Origin of the sequence: Dyadobacter fermentans DSM 18053 (genome assembly GCF_000023125.1) — a bacterium.
Taxonomy (GTDB): Bacteria; Bacteroidota; Bacteroidia; order Cytophagales; family Spirosomataceae; genus Dyadobacter; species Dyadobacter fermentans.
In genome coordinates this window covers 3,333,651-3,351,585 of record NC_013037.1, presented here as the reverse complement: position 1 = coordinate 3,351,585, position 17,935 = coordinate 3,333,651, and the positions used below count along the sequence as shown (strand labels likewise).

At 51.1% G+C, this 17,935-nt stretch carries 14 protein-coding genes; 2 read left to right on the top strand and 12 right to left on the bottom strand.

Annotated elements, in window-relative coordinates; genetic code table 11:
• Positions 1-6: 6 nt before the first annotated feature.
• The 10 genes from DFER_RS13410 to DFER_RS13365 all read right to left on the bottom strand — a co-directional run bounded on the left by DFER_RS13410 (position 7) and on the right by DFER_RS13365 (position 11,202).
• Complete coding sequence (locus DFER_RS13410) at positions 7-939, bottom strand: S66 peptidase family protein (protein WP_015812177.1); 933 nt, start codon at positions 937-939, stop codon at positions 7-9.
• 54 nt (positions 940-993) lie between these two features.
• Positions 994-1,149 carry a Txe/YoeB family addiction module toxin gene (locus DFER_RS30550; protein WP_229206265.1) on the bottom strand — a complete coding sequence of 52 codons (156 nt, stop codon included), beginning with the start codon at positions 1,147-1,149 and terminating at the stop codon, positions 994-996.
• A gap of 91 nt (positions 1,150-1,240) precedes the next feature.
• Positions 1,241-1,459: a DUF2683 family protein gene (locus tag DFER_RS13400; protein ID WP_015812176.1), complete on the bottom strand. Its 219-nt coding sequence runs from the start codon at positions 1,457-1,459 to the stop codon at positions 1,241-1,243.
• Positions 1,460-1,513: 54 nt separating this feature from the next.
• Positions 1,514-1,834 (bottom strand): DciA family protein, encoded by a 321-nt coding sequence (locus DFER_RS13395; protein WP_015812175.1) that lies wholly within the window; start codon positions 1,832-1,834, stop codon positions 1,514-1,516.
• A 66-nt stretch (positions 1,835-1,900) separates the two neighbouring features.
• Complete coding sequence (locus DFER_RS13390) at positions 1,901-4,879, bottom strand: serine hydrolase domain-containing protein (protein WP_015812174.1); 2,979 nt, start codon at positions 4,877-4,879, stop codon at positions 1,901-1,903.
• Between the two features lie 123 nt (positions 4,880-5,002).
• A complete protein-coding gene (gene chrA, locus DFER_RS13385) occupies positions 5,003-6,145 on the bottom strand; it encodes a chromate efflux transporter (RefSeq protein WP_050774695.1) in 1,143 nt (380 codons plus the stop codon).
• A gap of 58 nt (positions 6,146-6,203) precedes the next feature.
• Complete coding sequence (locus tag DFER_RS13380; protein WP_015812172.1) at positions 6,204-7,160, bottom strand: isopenicillin N synthase family dioxygenase; 957 nt, start codon at positions 7,158-7,160, stop codon at positions 6,204-6,206.
• Positions 7,161-7,535: 375 nt separating this feature from the next.
• A complete protein-coding gene (locus DFER_RS13375; protein ID WP_041736441.1) occupies positions 7,536-8,393 on the bottom strand; it encodes a sugar phosphate isomerase/epimerase family protein in 858 nt (285 codons plus the stop codon).
• Between the two features lie 87 nt (positions 8,394-8,480).
• Complete coding sequence (locus DFER_RS13370; RefSeq protein ID WP_015812170.1) at positions 8,481-9,857, bottom strand: M16 family metallopeptidase; 1,377 nt, start codon at positions 9,855-9,857, stop codon at positions 8,481-8,483.
• A 22-nt stretch (positions 9,858-9,879) separates the two neighbouring features.
• Entirely contained in the window at positions 9,880-11,202 is a 1,323-nt protein-coding gene (locus tag DFER_RS13365) for a M16 family metallopeptidase (protein ID WP_015812169.1), read from the bottom strand.
• A 74-nt stretch (positions 11,203-11,276) separates the two neighbouring features.
• Here DFER_RS13365 and DFER_RS13360 point away from each other — a divergent pair, with 74 nt between their 5' ends.
• The gene (locus DFER_RS13360) at positions 11,277-12,074 is read left to right on the top strand and encodes an endonuclease/exonuclease/phosphatase family protein (RefSeq protein ID WP_015812168.1); all 798 of its coding nucleotides are present in this window, start codon (positions 11,277-11,279) and stop codon (positions 12,072-12,074) included.
• Here DFER_RS13360 and DFER_RS13355 read toward each other — a convergent pair.
• Positions 12,061-13,797: a VRR-NUC domain-containing protein gene (locus DFER_RS13355; RefSeq protein ID WP_015812167.1), complete on the bottom strand. Its 1,737-nt coding sequence runs from the start codon at positions 13,795-13,797 to the stop codon at positions 12,061-12,063. The genes DFER_RS13360 and DFER_RS13355 overlap by 14 nt on opposite strands.
• A gap of 272 nt (positions 13,798-14,069) precedes the next feature.
• Between DFER_RS13355 and DFER_RS13350 the strand changes: the two genes are divergently transcribed.
• Positions 14,070-15,260, top strand: coding sequence for a phosphoglycerate kinase (locus DFER_RS13350; protein ID WP_015812166.1), 1,191 nt, complete (start codon positions 14,070-14,072; stop codon positions 15,258-15,260).
• 121 nt (positions 15,261-15,381) lie between these two features.
• On the opposite strand, the gene DFER_RS13345 is transcribed toward DFER_RS13350, so the two are convergent.
• Positions 15,382-17,835, bottom strand: a complete 2,454-nt coding sequence (locus tag DFER_RS13345; RefSeq protein WP_015812165.1) for a TonB-dependent receptor — start codon at positions 17,833-17,835, stop codon at positions 15,382-15,384.
• Positions 17,836-17,935: the final 100 nt, after the last annotated feature.

The window sequence follows — 17,935 nt, the reverse complement described above, 5'->3', positions numbered from 1 at the left end:
GATTTGCTAAACTAGTGCGGAATGCGAAAGGAATTTTAAATGCACGCCATCGCCTGTCACATTCAGGGCAGCATGCATGCCCACACCCATGGCGCGGTTGTCGCCCACATGGCCCACCGGGAAGTCGAAACAAACCGGGTAGCCGAATTCCGCAACGTGTTCAGCGATAATTTCGTTGGAATCCTTGCCGAATGTCGGACTGCTGTTATCCTTCATATCGGTAAACTGCCCCACGATCAGTCCGGCGAGATTAGACAGCTTGCCTGATCGTCTCAGCTGGATCATCATCCGGTCCAGGTTGTATAAATATTCGTTGATATCCTCGATAAAGAGAATCTTGCCGTTGGTATCGATCTCCGTTTCGGAGCCGATCAAATGCGCGAGCAGGCAGAGATTTCCGCCCACCACCTGCGCCGACACTTGTCCTGTGCGGTTGAGCACGTGACTGGGAACGAAGTATTCAGGCAATTCGCCGAATAGCATCTGCCGGAGCGATTCCGCCGCAACTTCCGAGCCGGCCGAGGTAATGGACTTGGCCATCGGTGCGTGAATGCTTGCGAAGCCGAGTTGGTAAGTGCGTGAAAGAAACGCGGTAAGATCGCTGAAACCCACGATCCATTTCGGATTTTGAAGAAACTGCCCGAAATCAAGTTTGTCCACAATCCTCGAACATCCATATCCGCCGCGGGCTGCGATGATGGCTTTAATGGACGGATCGTCCAGCATTTCCTGCACATCGGCCAGGCGATCCGCATCGGAGGCCGAAAACTGATTGTACGAAGTGTGCAAAGTTTTGCCTTCCACCACTTCCAGCCCCCATTGCTCCCGGAACAACTTGATGCCGGGCACAATATCATCATACTTCACAATACTGGCCGGAGCCAACACCCCAACGCGATCGCCGGGTTTCAGAAATGCAGGAAATTGGATTGGGTTCATTCAAATATTAAAGCAATGCCTCCGGTTGCTGTTATTCGGAAGGAAAGATGGGAATTAGTAGTGGCCTTTCAGAGAAAGAATGTATATCGTGTCGTCAACGATCTTATACACGATACGATGTTCATGGCTGATCCTTCTGGAATATCTTCCGGCCAGTTCATATTTCAAAAGTTCTGGTTTTCCGATCCCTTCCGTTGGCGTGTCGGCGATGGATTCGAGTAGCTGTTCTATTTTCTTGATGATAGCCTTGTGCCGGATTTATTCCAAAATGACAAGTGTGTGATTGCTTTTTCCGTAAATGCTATTTTGAATTTGCCAGATCCCATACGTTAGTACCGGGTTCGTATTGAACGGTTTTGCCTTCATTGATTTGTTGCTCGCTTTCTTTGATCATGGCCACGAATTCGGGGTCGTACGGTTTGTCTTCCTTTTCTTCGAATGCCACCTTAAATCCGCGTGAAAGTGCTCTCACAGCCTTCATCACTTCCTGGTTTTCAGTTTTTATCGTCAGCGTAGTCATATTCTTCAAATGTTATTATGGATTGAAGTTACACATTTTTCCGCCGGGAAGAAATCATACAAAAATCACATCCTCAACCAACGCACTCCCCATTTCCCGGTTGATCAGCTCAATGATCTTGCTTTTTGCCCGGAAGAGCTCGTTGCGGAGTGGTGCGGATTCGATTTGCAGGAACAGGATGCCGTCTTTGATATATACCTTCTTGGTGCGGGTGGCAATGGCCGAACCCATGATCTTGTCCCAATGCGCTACTACATAGGATTGGTCGAAACGGCTACGTAGCTTGTACCGGTCGAGCATTTGATCAATAGCCTCCTTCAACGGCGTCACGCCGGGCCTTCGGGATGCTTTTTCCTTGTCAAACCGATAGTACATAATAATAACCTGATTCGTGAATATGCAAAGGTAGCCAAGTTCGGGGTTCGGGGCGAGTAACCGGGGTTACTTTTTTAAGAGCTGCTCGTACACCACGTCCATGATCGAAGTACGGATGTTCATAGCCGAAATCTTGTTGTTGTCGCGCGTGGGGTATACCCGGTTTGAAAAAAAGACGTAGTTGAGCCCCCACGCCGGGTCGGCCCACGTCATAATGCCCGTGTAACCCGTGTGCCCGAAGCTCGACGGGCTCGCATACCGCGGCGCATTACCCGTGTATTTGAAAGTCGGCTTATCGAACCCGATTCCGCGACGGCTGCCTTCTTCCGGATATTGGTAGCGCGTGAACTCGATCAATGCATCCTTGCTCAGCAACTGCTGCCCGCCATAGTAGCCGTCCTGCAAATACATTTGCCAAACTTTCATCACATCATTGGAGGTGCCGAAAAGCCCCGCGTGGCCGCTCAGGCCGCCCAGCATGGCTGCGGCTTCGTCGTGCACCTGGCCGTGCAGCTGCGTCATGCGGAAAAACGTGTCGCGCTCGGTAGGTACGATGTCGTCGAGTTTGTAGAAGCGTTTCGGGTTAAATGTGAGCGTATTAGCGCCAAGCTTGCGATAATAATGGTTTTTGAGATAATCTTCAAAACCTTCGCCGCTCAGCCGCTTCACGATCTGAGGATAGAGAATGAATGAAAGATCGCTGTACACGTAGCCTTCCTTTTCATTCAAAGGCGAGTTACGGATCGCTTTGAAGATCGTTTTGTCATAGTTTTTGAAAATAAAAAGGCTGTCGCCGACCACCGAAGTAGGGTAGCGTTTGGATTGCTTTGTGCTGAATGTCTTCTTTTTCCAGCTTCCGTCCGCATTTTGTGCTTCTTTCCAAAGAACAATAAAAGCTTTCAGGCGAGCGCTGTGGGTTAGCACGCGGCGCCATTGCAGGTCGGCTTTGTTGGAACCTTCGAAATCTGGCAGGTAATCCTTCATCGTTGCGTCGAGGTCGAATTTTTTCTGGTCCCAGAGGCTCATCAGCGCGAGGGTGGACGCGGTGATTTTCGTGACAGAAGCCAGGTCGTACAAATCCGTCACTTTTACCGGTTGGCTGCCTTCGTAGGTGTGTTTGCCGTAGGCTTTGCGGAAAAACACCTTGCCGTCCTTCGCCAGCTGCACCACGCAGCCGGGCGTCGCTTTCTGCGCGACAGCCATGTTGGCGATCGAATCTATTTTAAATGTGATAACCTTCGAATCCAGTCCAAGCTCCTCGGGAATGGTGTATTTCAACCTGCCCAATGCGGGTGTTTCGATGCCTGCGTGATAAGGGTACTGCGCATTCACAGTCACCGGCAGCTTGCCCAGCGCGGGAATGGCGCCGAAAATCAGCTGCGCCGACAGGTCCTGCGTGTAAGGTGTGAGCTGGTAGGCCATCACCAGCGCCTTCGCGTCGTCCGTTTTAGGCATTTTATTCAATGCATATGGATTGCCAAAAACGGAAACTACCGCCTTTTTGGTCGCGATCAGTTCCTGCAAAACGGCGCTCATCGGCTCGGTGAGGCCATAGCTGGTGCGCGGGGAAATGCTGCCCAAATGCACGCCGACGAGCAAGAGATTGTAAGCATTGAGCTTGGAACGCACTGCTTCAATCTGAGCAGCGGTGGCTTTCGCGGGGATTTGGAAATGGTCGACGGTGGTATAAAGGCCGAGCGTATTCTGGAAAGTGGTGATGGTGTCGGCGCCCAAGGAAATGGAGGCGATTTTCAATGTGTCCAGTTCGCGCAGCGGCAGAATGCTGTTGTCATTTTTAAGTATAGTAAGGGCTTTTTCGGTGAGCAACCGGTTGGTTAGTTCGGCTGCTTTGGGGTTCAGGTCTTCGTATAAGTTGTTGAGATCAACGGGTTTGTAATGGTTAAGTCCCGCCCAGGCCTTGGCTTCGAGTACTTTACGGCAACGCCGATCGATCTCCGCCTGGGTGATTTTACCCTCTGCAATGCTCTTTTTGATCTCGGCGATGGATTTGTTGACATCTTCGGTAAATTCCAGCAGGTCCATTCCCGCTTCAAGTCCCATTGCATCGGCTTTGCCGTTAGGGAAATATTTGGTAACTCCTTTCATATTCATTGCGTCGGAGTAAATCAGCCCTTCAAATCCCAGCTGGTGGCGGAGCAGGTTTGAAATAATGGGTTTGGAGAGGGTAGAAGGCAGATTAGGCGTCTTATCGAGCGCAGGAATGCTCAAATGCGCGATCATCATCCCGCTCAAACCGTTGTCGATCAGCGCGCGGAACGGGTAAAGTTCCAGGGAATCAATGCGTTGTGCTGAATGCGGGATCAGCGGGAGGTCGTAATGCGAGTCGGTGCCGGTATCGCCGTGGCCCGGAAAATGTTTGGCGCTGGTTAGCAATCCGTTATCCTGCATTCCGCGCATGTATGCAACGGCTTTCTCGGCCACTTTGTATTTGTTTTCACCAAACGACCGGAAGCTGATCACCGGGTTGTCAGGGTTGTTGTTCACGTCCGCTACCGGGGCAAAATTAATGTGCATGCCAAGCCGCCGCGCCTGCTTCGCCAGCTGCGCGCCCATTTCGTAAATCAGGTCATTATTCCCCTGAATGGCGCCCAGAGTCATTTGATACGGGTAGCGAACGGTGCTATCGATCCGCATCGCCAGCCCGAATTCCGCGTCCATCGCGACCAGCAAAGGCACTTTCGAAATGGATTGATAATAGTTGGTCAGCCGCGCCTGGGGCATCGGCCCGCCCTGAAAAAACACGATTCCGCCCACCTTGTTTTCACGGATCAGCTTCTCTACAACGGTCGGGTCACTCGTTTTCGGGTCAATCAGCGCCCGCTTGGTATCCGACACCGCCGCGACCATAATCAGCTGCGCAATGCGTTCATCGGGCGTAAGCGTCGCAAAAACAGAATCCACCCATTGCCGCGATGCATTCGTATTATTCTTTTGTAAAAAGCCGGGCGGCGTGCTGATCTGGGCTTTTGCAGTGAATGTGATTAGAAAAAGTAATGAAAACAGGGCTAGGTGGTGTCTGGTCATTGGGGTTGGAATGCTTATTCTTGGTATTGTTTATTCATTTATGATCTTTGAGTACGCTTTGGACTGACGTTCGAAGTATAAGTAAATATACACAACCTTTCCCGTTCTCCTATAAATCCAGGATCAGAACACCAGCCCCAGCAGCAACCCCGCGAGGATGATCAGATACGAGGGCACCTTTCCGAAGGCCACCACAACCAGTGTGGCGATTACCGTCACAACCGACGGGATGCTGGTCATCATCGGCTGGAAGAGCGCGATGGCAGCCGCGATGGTAAGGCCGCAGCTCGCCGCGTGAATGCCTTCGAGCGAGGCGCGGATGCCGCGGTAGCGTTTCAGCTGGTCCCAGAAAGGGTAGGCAAAAAAGATGAAGAATGTCCCTGGCAGGAAAATGCCTGCCGTGGCTACAAACCCGCCGACGATCTGACCAAACCAGCCGTGCGATTGCAGCGACACGCTTCCCACAAACGTGGCGATCGAGAACACAGGTCCGGGTACCACCTGGGTGAGCGCCATGCCCGCCAGGAACTCCTGCTCGGTGAGATAATGCTTAAATTCAACAAATTCGTTGTAAAGAATGGGGATCAGCACCTGCCCGCCGCCAAAAACGAGGCTGCCGTTCCGGTAGAAGTTTTCGAAAAGCCGCACGGGCAATGAGTTGGTGACCTTACCAATCACCGCCGCCGTGATCAGCACCGAAATCCAGAAAATGATCGGCCGCCATTTGACCCGGATCTCAGCTTTCTCCATTTTTTCATGCTTCTTAAAATTGAGCGAAGCCGCCACTCCGCCGCACACAATGAGCACGGGCGTCATGTAGGGCGAGGGGTAGAGATAGGCAAGGATGGTAGAAATGACAAGAAACGTCCATCCCTGTGTGTTATGAATCACTTTACGGGCAATGGAAGAGGCTCCATACATGAGGAACGCCACGGCCATCGGCCCCACGAACCGCGTGAAATTGAGCGAAATAGCATTCCTTTCCAGGTAATGGATGCCGATCGCGGCGAGCGTCATGAGCGCCATCGCAGGCAGCGACCATACCAGCAGCGTCAGGTAGGCGAGCGGCTGCCCGCCGATTTTCAGGCCGATCGCCGTGACGGTCTGTGTGGAGCTTGGACCGGGTAGAATAGAGCAAAGGGCCTGTAATTCAAGTAACTCCTCCTCCGTGACGTAGCGCCGCTTGTGCACCAGCCGTTCGATCATCATCATCAGGTGCACCTGTGGCCCTCCAAATGCCGTGAGTGACAGCAAAAGGATGTCCATCAGGTAAATGATGTAACGAAATCGGCGGATGGGTGGATACGACAAGCTGAGGGTACTTTTATTTTTTCAGACCGAGCTCCCGCAAGCGTTCATCGAGAAATTCCCCGGCAGTCATGTCGGTGTACAATTTCGGGTTTTCCGAAGTAATGCAGCTTTCCAAGCTGGTCAGGTCCATATCGGCGCGCGGGTGCATGAAAAAGGGAATTGAATAGCGCGATGTGCCCATTTTCTCGCGCGGCGGATTCACTACGCGGTGAATGGTCGATTTGAGCTTGTGGTTTGTAAGTCGGTCGAGCATATCGCCCACATTCACGACGATCTGGTCGGGCAGGGCAGTAATGGCGATCCACTGGCCGTCGCGGCGCAGCACTTCGAGGCCCTCGGCGCTGGCACCCATCAATAATGTAATCAGGTTAATATCGCCGTGCGCAGCTGCCCTCACGGCACCTTCCGGCACGAGTTCTGGATTCGGGATGGGGAAGTAATGCAGTGCCCGGAGCAGGCTGTCGCCGTTTTTGACCTTATCTTCAAAATAATCTTCCGGCAATCCGAGGTAAATGGCAATGGCGCGGAGCAGCGTTTTGCCGGTGCTTTCGAAGGTATGATACACTTCGAGCGTATATTTTTTGAAATCGGGAAATTCTTCGGGAAAAATATTGGAAGGCATCTGGCCGACCGGCTCCGGCTGACCTACATGGTAAAACTCTTTCAAATCCGCCACTTTAAAGCCCTTGGCCGTTTCCTTGCCCTTACCGATGTAGCCGCGCTGACCGAACAATTCGGGGAATTCGTATTTTCTCTTGACATCGTCCGGCTGTGAGAAAAACTCCTGAACGCTGTCGTAGAGGTCATTACGGAGTTCGTCGCTTAATCCGTGATTCTTAATGGCTACAAAACCGATGTTGGTAAATGCCTCGCCGAGGTGTTCCACAAACTGCTGCTTGCGCCGGGCATCTCCCGACGTAAAATCGGCCAAATCGAGCGACGGTACTTCATTCAATAGCGCTGGTTCCATGTTGATTGCTTTTTTGATGCAAAGTAAAAAGTATCGGCAGACTTGGCAAGTTTCGCATTGGCCGGGGGGAAGGGCGAAGGAAAGGTAGGAATGAGTGGAAAAGTGGAATGAAGGAAAAGGCGGAAGGAAAGAGTGGAAAACGAAGGAAAAAGGCAGAGTGGCCCAGCGGGCCCACCTGTTTATAGCATCCCGGATATCCGCCATGCGTTGGCTCCGTCGGAGCCTCCTTCGGTTTGTCAGGAGGCTCCGACGGAGCCAGCCGCTGAATCGGCGTTCTATTGCTATAAACAGGCAGCCACTCCGTGGCTTGTTCGTCGCTTCCTTTCTACTTCCTGTCTGATAATTGCTTTCCTTTCGTCCTTTCCCCTTGCTACTTTATTCCTTGATACTCTTGATATAAGCAATCGTTACCGGAATCTGTTTCAGGTAGGACGGGCTTTCGTCTTCGATGAAATAGTGCTTGATACCTACTTTTTTCGCTGCTTTAAGGGTGGCCGGGATGTCGATCTGGCCGGTGCCAAGTGCTACGTCGTTGGTGGTTGGCGTGCCGCCTGAGAGGTCACCTTTGACACCCTTTCTCAAGTCCTTGAGGTGCATGAGCTTCCATCGGGTGGGATATTTCAGGAGCAGCTTCGCGGGGTCTTGTCCCGGGAATGCAGTCCAGAGAATGTCCATTTCGAAGTTCACATACTCCGGATTGGTATTTTTTACAATGTAATCAAACAGCGTTCCGTCTTCGTAAGGCACAAATTCGTAGCCGTGGTTATGGTAAGTCAGTGAAATGCCTGCCTCTTTCAGCTCCTTGCCGGCTTTGTTGAAATCGGCTACTGCTTTTTTCGCGGTTTCCAGATTGAAATTGCCTTTTTCGTGGGGAATCCAGGCTACCATCACATATTCGGCGCCCAGGATTTTGGCATCTTTGATGGTTTGCGCGGTGCTTTCGCTTAGCTTTTTGTAGTCGGCGCCGATGGAGCGCATTTTAATACCACGCTTGTCGAGCTGCTTGCGCAGTTCTTCGGTGGTCATGCCGGCAATGGGGCCGCCTTCCATTTCGGTGACGCCGAGGGATTTGATCGTGTCGAGGGTCGCTTCGATCCCTTTGCCCCAGCTGCCGCGGAAAGTATATGCCTGTAAGCCGATCGGCGCCGTGTACACGGGCTTGCCTTGTGCAAAAAGGTCGCTACCGCCCAGCAATGCAGCCGTCAGACAGCCCAAACCGATTAGTTTTTTCATCGTCATTTCGTTGATTGTTTAAGATAGGTATTGCCAAAAAGTTTCTGTAACCCAGTCCTGTTTAAAGCATTACCCATTGTTGATATACTAAAACCCGTCGGCCTTGATCTCTTTTTCGCTGATCTCGCCGTACTTTTTAACCTGGTCCCTGATCTCCGACGCCTTGCCTACGAGCACGAATTGGAGCTTGTCTTTGGGAAAATAGGTTGCAATAATGTCTTTTGCCTGCGCTACCGTCAGTCCGTCCACTTTGGCCTGGAAAGTGTTGATGAAACTCTCGTCGAAATTGTAGGTAAACATATCGGTCAGCAGCCGCGCCAATGCCCCGGCCGACTCGTAATCCGGCGGGAAATCGCCTTTGACGTAGGCCTTCGCCGACGCGAGGATTTCTTCATTAATGCCGTTTTTGTGCAAACTATCCAGCACATTCAGCGCCATATCGATCGCCGGCACCGTCGTGGAGTTTTTGGTAAATGTGTAAATACCAAACGTGCCTGCATATTTGTACCGGGTAAACCGGCTCACTGCGCCGTAGGTAAGCCCCGAGTTAACGCGCAATGCATCGTTGAGCCAGGACGTGAACCGGCCGCCGAGAATGGTGTTAATCACCACCACAGGCACGTAATCAGGTGAATTATAGTCGATCCCCTTTCCGCCGATCATGAAAGTCGTTTCGCGGGCATCTTCTTTGTTCACCAGCAAGACCCTGTTTTTCTCAAATTCCAGGTTCGGTGCCACGCGTTTCACCATCCGTGCCGGAGCGGTTTTCCATTCGCCAAACATTGCGGTTACTTTTTTCTTCATGTCCGCCGCTTTGAAATCGCCTACTACCGCAATAGCTCCTTTTCCGGTGGTGTAATTGCTTAGGTAAAATGCCTTCACGGAGGCGACATCGATCTTTTCGACCGTCGATTTGCTGCCCGTCGTGGGCGTCGCGTAAGGGAAGTTGTTGAAAAGAAGCGCATTGTAATAGTTGCCGATCACCGTGCGCGGGCTTTCTTTCGCCTGGGCAAGTTCGAGCAATGTGCGTTGCTTGTGCTTGTCGAATTCGGTGGCATCAAAAACGGGGTACAACAGCACTTGCTGGATCAGTTCAAATAATTTTTCCTGGTCCTTCGCGGCAAAAGAGGCCGTTAAGCCCGCATTGTCCTTCGAAGCATAGGTGGACATGCTGGCGCCTACATAATCGGTCATTTCTTCGATCTGCGCTTTGGTATATTTCTGCGTGCCGAAAAGCAATGCGTCGGCAGTGAGGCTGGCCAGGCCATAGCGCTCGCCGTCGTTAATGGAGCCGGCATCGAACACGGCCGAGACGTTGATCAGCGGCACCTCGTGTTGCTCCATGAGGTAAACCGTCAGCCCGTTTTTCAGTTTGAATTTCTCGTAAGGCGGTACTTTGAAATTATTCTGGGCCTTTGCCGTCAATGTGCAAAAGGCCAGGATTAGCATGAGTATGTTTTTCATTCCAATATCATTTGAATGGCTGTTATTTCGATTTTTCGGGCAGCAGGTAGCCCACAGTGCGGTTGCGCTCGGTGAAGTACTGGCCGGCAACGCGCTTAATGTCGTCCGCAGTGACCTTTTTATAGTTTTCCGGCGCTTCGAACATCTTTTTATAATCCCCAAAAAACACGTCGTAAGTTCCCAAACTGTTCGCTTTGCCATTAATGGTTTCCAGCGTGCGGTAAAATTCCATGAGTTTCTGGTTCTTCACTTTCTGTAATTCCGAATCGGTAACGCCGTTTTGGATGATCATATCGATCTGCTTTTCAATGGCTTTTTCAAGGTCGGGAGCGGAGATATTATCCCCAGCCACGCCGTAAACGGCAAATAATGTGGGGTCGAAGCCATTGTCGAGCCCTGTGAAAACCGTGGAAGCAATGGTAGTATCCATGACCAGCGATTTCACCAGCCGCGATGAGTTGCCCGAGCTTAACAAGCTGCTCAACAGGTCCAGCGCATAATAATCGGCGTGGGCGGTTTCGGGGACGTGGTAGGCGAGGAGCACGTTGGGTGTGGTAATGTCTTTGTAGGTCGTCACGCGGCGCTCGCCATTCTGCGGCGGCTCCACGGTGCGGATCTTCGGCGGGAGGGCGCGCGCGGCAAGCGGGGCCATGTACTGATCAGCCAGTTTCCTGACCACTTCATATTTAATATCACCCACCACCACAACCGTTGCGTTGTTAGGTGAATAGTAGGTTTTGAAATAATTTTCAAGGTCAGCCTGCGTCCAGCTCTTAATGTCCGACTCAAAGCCGATCACGGGAAACATATAAGGATGCTCCTGGAATGCGACCGACTGGACCAGCTCATTGATCACCCGATAATTACTGTTTTCGAGCCCTGTACTGCGCTCCGAAAGCACCACGCCGCGCTCGCTTTCCACCATTTTAGGGTCGATCGTGAGGTGGCCGATGCGGTCGGATTCGAGTTTGAAAATCGTTTCCAGCGCGTCTTTCTGGAACCAGTCGGTGTACACGGTCACGTTTTCGTTCGTGTACGCGTTGTTGGAGCCGCCGTTGGCTTCCATCACGCGGTCGAACTGCTTGGGGCCGTAATTTTTGGAGCCGTTGAACATCATGTGTTCGAAGAAATGGGAGAGGCCGGTAATGCCGTGCACCTCGTTGCGCGAGCCCACTTTCCAAAAGAGGTACATGTTGGCCGTCGGGATCGAATGGTCTTCCAAAACGAGGAATTTCATGCCGTTGGGCAGCGTGAAAGTTTTCACATCCTCCGGCCGGGTTTGCGCGTGCGCCACGCCGAGGCCCGTCAGCGCGGCCACGGCGAATAGAATTTTTCGGAGCTTCATGAAGCAGGGATTGTTAATGAATGTGTAATGATAGCTATTTTTGACGCACCAATTTATAATCCATCGTACCACCAATGAAAAACTATTTCTTACCCCTGCTGGCGCTCCTCGCATTCCACGGAGTGGCCGCAACGCCGCCTGACCAGCCTGTCAAAAAGCAGCGCTTCAAAGTGATGACTTACAACATCCACCATTGCAACCCGCCCTCGGCCGGCGACAAGATCGACGTAGAGGCGATTGCGAAGGTGATCAATGCCGAAAAGCCCGATTTTGTGGCTTTGCAGGAAGTGGATGTGAACACCGAGCGCTCCGGCAAAGGCAAAAACCAGGCGCAGCAACTCGCCGCATTAACCGGCATGAAGTTCTATTTTTCGAAGGCGATCGATCACCAGGGCGGCGACTACGGCGTGGCGGTGCTCACCAAATTCCCGATCGTCGATTCTGCGAAATATGCATTGCCGATCCGCCCCGAATTGAAGGAAGAAGACCGCACCATTGCCGCGGTAACCGTGCAATTGCCCGATAACCGCAAGCTGATTTTCGCCAGCACGCATTTGGGATTGAAGGAGCCGAACCGCATGCTTCAAGCCGAAACGATTTGGAAGCATTTCGGAAATACAGAGTTGCCCATGATCCTCGGCGGCGACTTCAATGCCACGCCGGACAGTCCCGTGATCGCCTTTTTCGATCAGCATTTCACCCGCTCCTGCACCAATTGCAAGCCGACGATCCCGGTGGAAGTGCCGAAAAAGACCATCGATTTCATCATGCATAAGAAGGATAGCCAGCTCAAAAGCGCCAACACGAAAGTGATCGACGAAAAATACGCGTCGGATCACTTGCCGGTAACGGCCGAGTTTACATTAGACTAATGTCCTCTTTGATCCAGTTCACCCGAACAATGCGGCTTTGCACACCGTGCTCGGCGAAGAAATGTTGCCAATGCAGCTGCCGCGACGAAAGGTGGTCGGTCGGCGATTTGATTTCGATGAATGCATAATCGTCGTCGTTCCAAACCAGCAGGTCGGGGAAGCCGCGGGTGTTTTCGCGGAGGTTGAGCGCCATTTCGAGCATGATTTTGTGGATCTTTTCGGGACTAAGCAGGGAAGTTAAGGTCAAAACCTTGTCCAATGCGCCTTCGTACCACGGGACCAGCACGTTGGTAATGCCGTATTTATCCGCGAATGTCTGGCTGACGAGCTCGTCGATGATTTCCCGCGAATGCGCGGCTTCGAGCCGTTCCTTCAATTGTGCCGACCGTTTGAAATAAAAATCGGGCAGAAAAAAATCGGACGGAATGCGTTGCAGCGGGTTATGGATCGTCTGCACATTGGTATCATATATAATGTCCCAAAACAGCAGCCCGAACAATGCGCGCCACGGCTCGTTTTCGCTGAAAAATGCATTGTAGCCCTGCTCCTGGTAATAAGTAATCGCGCCGAACTCCACCCGGAAGCGGAAGGAAACCGGTACTTCTATCGCTTCGGCGGCTTTCAAGGCCCGGGTCGTTCGTTTGATGATCCGGGCTTTTTTGTTTTTGATCTTTTCATGAAAATCCAGGCTGAAAAACCGCTCGTCGGCATTTTGCGGACTTTCGGCGATTTCCTCGCACAAGGCCAGCGCCTCGTCGATCTCGCCCAGGTTGTACAGCAGCCGCACGCGCCGCTCGCGGGCGGGGGCGTCATTGGTGAGCTGGTAAATGGTGAGCGCTTGTGAAAGCATTTTCTTACGTTCGAGCCAGGCGCTTACTTTTAATATAAATGAGTTAAATGATGGTAATGCTTTGTTACTGAGGCTAGTGCCACTCGCCACATGCCAGTTCATAAACCAGTCGTAAATTTCTTCCGGCGGCAGATCCTGCTTGATCACGTCGAAAGTTTCCTTCATTAAGGATACCATTAAAGTATCGTCGGCGTCTTTCCTGGTATCAAATTGAATGGACAAAAACTGCTCATCAAACGACTGAAACCGGACGTGGCCCAGGTCGCGGACGACGAACTCGGTCATATCGGCATAGCGGTTGCCGAAAAACAGGAACTTCATCAGCATCACCTCCGCCTCGAACGACACTTTCACCACCGGTTCTATCTCGCCGATCACCTCGCAAAGCACCTTGAAATCATATTCATACAGCAGCCAGCGCACGAGATCGGGCTTTTTGATGCTTTTGGCGGGCATTACGTCCGGTTGCAGCAGCCTGGTGACTTCCAGCAATTCCGGTTTGGTAAAAAGGTCGATTACTTCCGCAAAGCGTGTGTCGTGCGCTTCGCAAAGCGTTTCAATGAAGTTCCGTTCGAGGAGCTCCGTGAGCACTGCGGGCAGGTCCCCGATCTCCGAATAGGAGAGGCTGTTGGTGCGGAAAAACGATTTGCTGCGGTTGCTGAAACGGATAAAAAGACATTGCGCATCCTCGGACAGCGACTCGTAATCATTCAGAAATTCCAGCTCGCTCTCGTGCAGTATGTGGGCATAGCGCTTGCGCACGAACGCGAGTACGTAGTTGAAATATTCGAGATAATACTTGGGCGGGAGGTCCGTCGGGAACACTTGTTCCTGGGTAAACGGATCGGGCAATTCGGCAGACAAAGCGCTCATTCCTTAGTTGATGAAGAAATAAAGTTACCAAAAATATCTATTTCGCGATATTAAAATGATCAGCTTTTTGCCCTCAAAAAATGAAATAAGGCCGCTGCTGACCGCTACGGGCCGGTTTATATTAAAATTTGGTTAATTATCCTTTTTATAGAAAAATGAAAGGTAAAAATTGGATTATAGTTATGATGCGTGCTGCCTTTTCTGAAATGCATAGTATATAATTAAGAAATTGATTTACATTTGTTCTCTATGGATAACAATTTTACCTGCCCATGACTACATTAGATTCTTATGATTTTTCAGGGAAAAAAGCCCTGGTGCGCGTGGATTTCAATGTCCCGCTTAATGAAAAATTTGAGATCACGGACGATACCCGTATCCGTGCGACCATTCCTACAATCAGCAAGATTCTTAATGACGGCGGTTCCGTCATTTTAATGTCACACTTGGGTCGCCCCAAGGACGGTCCAACCGAAAAATACTCCCTGAAACACCTGGTGAACCCGCTTTCGCTCATCCTGGGCAAAACCGTGAAGTTTGCCGACGATTGCATTGGCGCAAGCGCTACCGAGCTGGCCGCTGCATTGCAGCCGGGAGAAGTTCTGTTGCTCGAAAACCTGCGTTTTTATAAAGAAGAAGAAAAAGGTAACGAAGAATTCGCCGAAAAGCTTTCGAAACTGGGTGACGTGTGGGTGATGGATGCATTCGGAACTGCTCACCGCGCGCACGCTTCCACGGCTGTAATCGGTAAGTTCTTTGCCGACAAAGTTTGTGGTTATGTAATGCAAGCGGAGCTGGATAATGCAGAACGTCTTCTGGAGCATTCGGAAAGACCATTCACGGCGATCATGGGCGGTGCAAAAATCTCCGACAAAATCCTGATCATCGAACGCCTGCTTGATAAAGTGGATAACCTCATCATCGGCGGCGGTATGTCATATACTTTCTCCAAAGCGCAAGGCGGAAGCATTGGAAAATCCTTGCTGGAAGCTGATAAGCAGGATCTTACATTGGAGCTGATCGAGAAAGCGAAAGCAAAAGGCATTAACCTGATCCTCCCCGTGGATACCGTAATCGCCGACAAGTTCTCGAACGACGCGGAGCGCAAGGTGGTACAAGCCGGCAACATTCCCGACGAATGGGAAGGACTGGATATCGGCCCTGAAACTGCAAAGATTTTCAGCGATATCATCAAGAACTCCAAAACGGTACTCTGGAACGGACCAATGGGCGTTTTCGAATTCCCGAACTTTGCCAAAGGAACCAACGCGATTGCTGAGGCGGTAGTGGCAGTAACCGAAGAAAACGACGCATTCTCATTGATCGGCGGCGGTGATTCTGCTTCGGCGATCAATAATGCCGGGTATGGCGACCGCGTGAGCTACGTTTCAACCGGTGGCGGCGCATTGCTCGAATACATGGAAGGCAAAGTGCTTCCGGGTGTTGCGGCGCTGCAAGCATAAGCATTCTCCTTTTAGGTTTATATCAAAAAGAAATCCATCCCGCACATCGCGGGATGGATTTTCTGCATAACAAACCTAACTAATTTATGAACACTGGCCTCGTTCGGCCGGGATTCCACTTTTAATTGCCGCCTGCGCGTTTCTGCAAATCATCCGAACCGGTGTTGCGCTGGCGGGCTCCCTTCACATTCTGGTTACCGAAGTTGTAAGTGAAGGTCAGTCTGAACTGGCGGCTGGGCCATTCGGAACGCACTCTGAAATCGATATCCTTGTACACCGCAGTACCGTTGAAGCGGTTGGTCCAGAAGATGTCGTTCACATTCAGGCGGATCGTTCCTTTTTTGTTCATGATATTCTTTTGAACACCTGCATTGATCATTCCCATCGGGCGGGCGGCGTACAAGCCATAGAACTGCCGGCTATTATACCATCCGGAGAGCTCAGCGGACCATCCTTTGCCGATGGTAAATTGATTGCTCGCATACATATTCCACGATACCTGCTTGATTTCGAGCTGTTGTTCGAGGTAATATGATTTGTAATGGTTATACACGCCCGTAAAGTTCGTCTGCACCTGCCACCACTTAGTTACCGGTATCGGGAAGGACACCGTCAGGCTGATGTTGTCCTGATTATCAAGGTTATCCGACGTCACGAATGTTTTGTTTTCCGACGCGATCTGCTGCGGCAGCTCATCTGCGATCATATCCTTAATGCGGCTGTAAGCCAGCGTTGTGTTCAATGCATTTTTGTACACGTGTACCAATTGGAACGAATGTGTGTACTGAGGTTTCAGGTTCGGGTTACCGCGCTGGAATGTGTATGGGTCGAGGTAAAACTCAAACGGGTTCAGCGATTGGTAGTTCGGGCGGTCGATCCGGCGGCTGTACGACAGGTTGAGGACGTTATTTGTATCCAGCTGGTTAGACAGGAACACGCTGGGGAACAGATCGATATAATTTCTGTCGCGCTTCTGGTTCAGCGTCACCGAGTTGCCGATCGAGTGCGTGTGTTCAGCACGGACGCCGACCTGGTATTTGATTTTTTTGGTGATAGCGCCGGCGTAGTTGGCGTAAGCTGCATTCACATTTTCGGTGTATTTGAACCGATTGGAACGCTTCGGGTCGAGCTGCCAGCTGTCGATGAATGTTTCGAACACCATGTCGTTATCCGAAGTCACGTAGCTGGTTTTCAAACCGGTTTCAAATTTTCCTTTACCGATCGGCTGGGTGTAATCCAGTTTCGCCATTGCAATGTTGATGTCCGAAGGCATGTCGTTGCGGACAATTTCGGTAGCCGCGTCGTCGGGCGTGCCGTTGGCATTGAAGTAGCGGGTATCCAGCTCGCTTTTCTTTTTGCCGCCGTAATGCACGTAGTCGAGGTCGAAAGTCAGTTCCTTGCCTTTGTCGTTGAACTGGTGTTTGAGGTTCAGGTTGGAACTGATGTTATTCATTTTGCCGCCATTGAAAACGTTGGTCCGGAATGTCCGTTGCAGGCTCAGGTCTTCGTTCAATATTCTCGTATTCGTTTGCCCGAACGGGTTGCTCCAATCGTTGTAGAAACCCGAAACGAGTACGCCCAATGTGGTTTTATCCGTTGCAAAATAATCGACGCCGGCACGCACATTGTAGTATTCCGACCGGTTGATACGCTCCGTTTTCTGGTCGAAAATCGTCACTTTATCCTCGAAGGGAATGGTGCGGTAGATGTCGTTGTTGTTAAAACCCTTATTATAAAAAGCGCCGGCGCTAATGAATGAGCTTACTTTTCCAGCGCGGTGGTTCAATGTACCAGTGGCATTTGCCCGCCCGTATTTTGCCCAGGCGCCGCCCAGGTTTACATTGCCGTTGGTACCATAGTTTTTATTGCGCTTCATTTTGATATTGATGATCCCCGAGTTTCCCGCCGCGTCGTATTTGGCCGAAGGGTTGGTGATCAGTTCAATTTTTTCGATGTTGTCGCTCGGTGTGTTGCGCAGGAGTGTGATGAGTTCTTGCTGGGATAAAAAGGTTTGTTTTCCATCGATCTGGACGATTACACCTTCCTTACCACGCAGTTTCAGTTGTTCGTTCTGCTGGTCGACCGTCACACCGGGAGCGCGTTCCAGCACTTCCAGCGCCGTTGCGCCGGCGGAAACAATGCTGTTTTCCACATTCACCACCGTCCGGTCGATCTCTTGTTCGATGAATGGCTTTTTCGCCACGACGGTCACCTCGTTCAGCGATTGTGTGTCGGTTTTGAGAGTGAAAGTGGGAAGGTTTACGGGCGTATCTTTCACATTAAATGGTTCGCTGTATGCTTTCTGATAGCCCACCATCGAAACAAGCGTGAGGTATTTGCCGGATGCCACCTGGTCGAATGCATACTTGCCGTCTTCGTCGGCTGCGATACCTTTCACGAGCACCGAATCTTTCGCTTGCAGCAGCAAAATGTTCACGAAGGGGAAGGGCTGCGACTTTTCATCAAGCACCGCGCCGGTCACCTTTCCTTTTCCGGTAAGGGGCTGGGGCGCTTGTGCGAGCACAATACCACTGCCCAGCAGCAGTGCTGCAGTTAGGTTGATTAAGATTTTCATGGCTAATAGTTAAAAGTTCAATGCACCCGGGGCGAGTTGTCCATTAGGTACACTGCAAAGATAGGTACTTGGTATAACATAGAACCTTTGATTACATAAA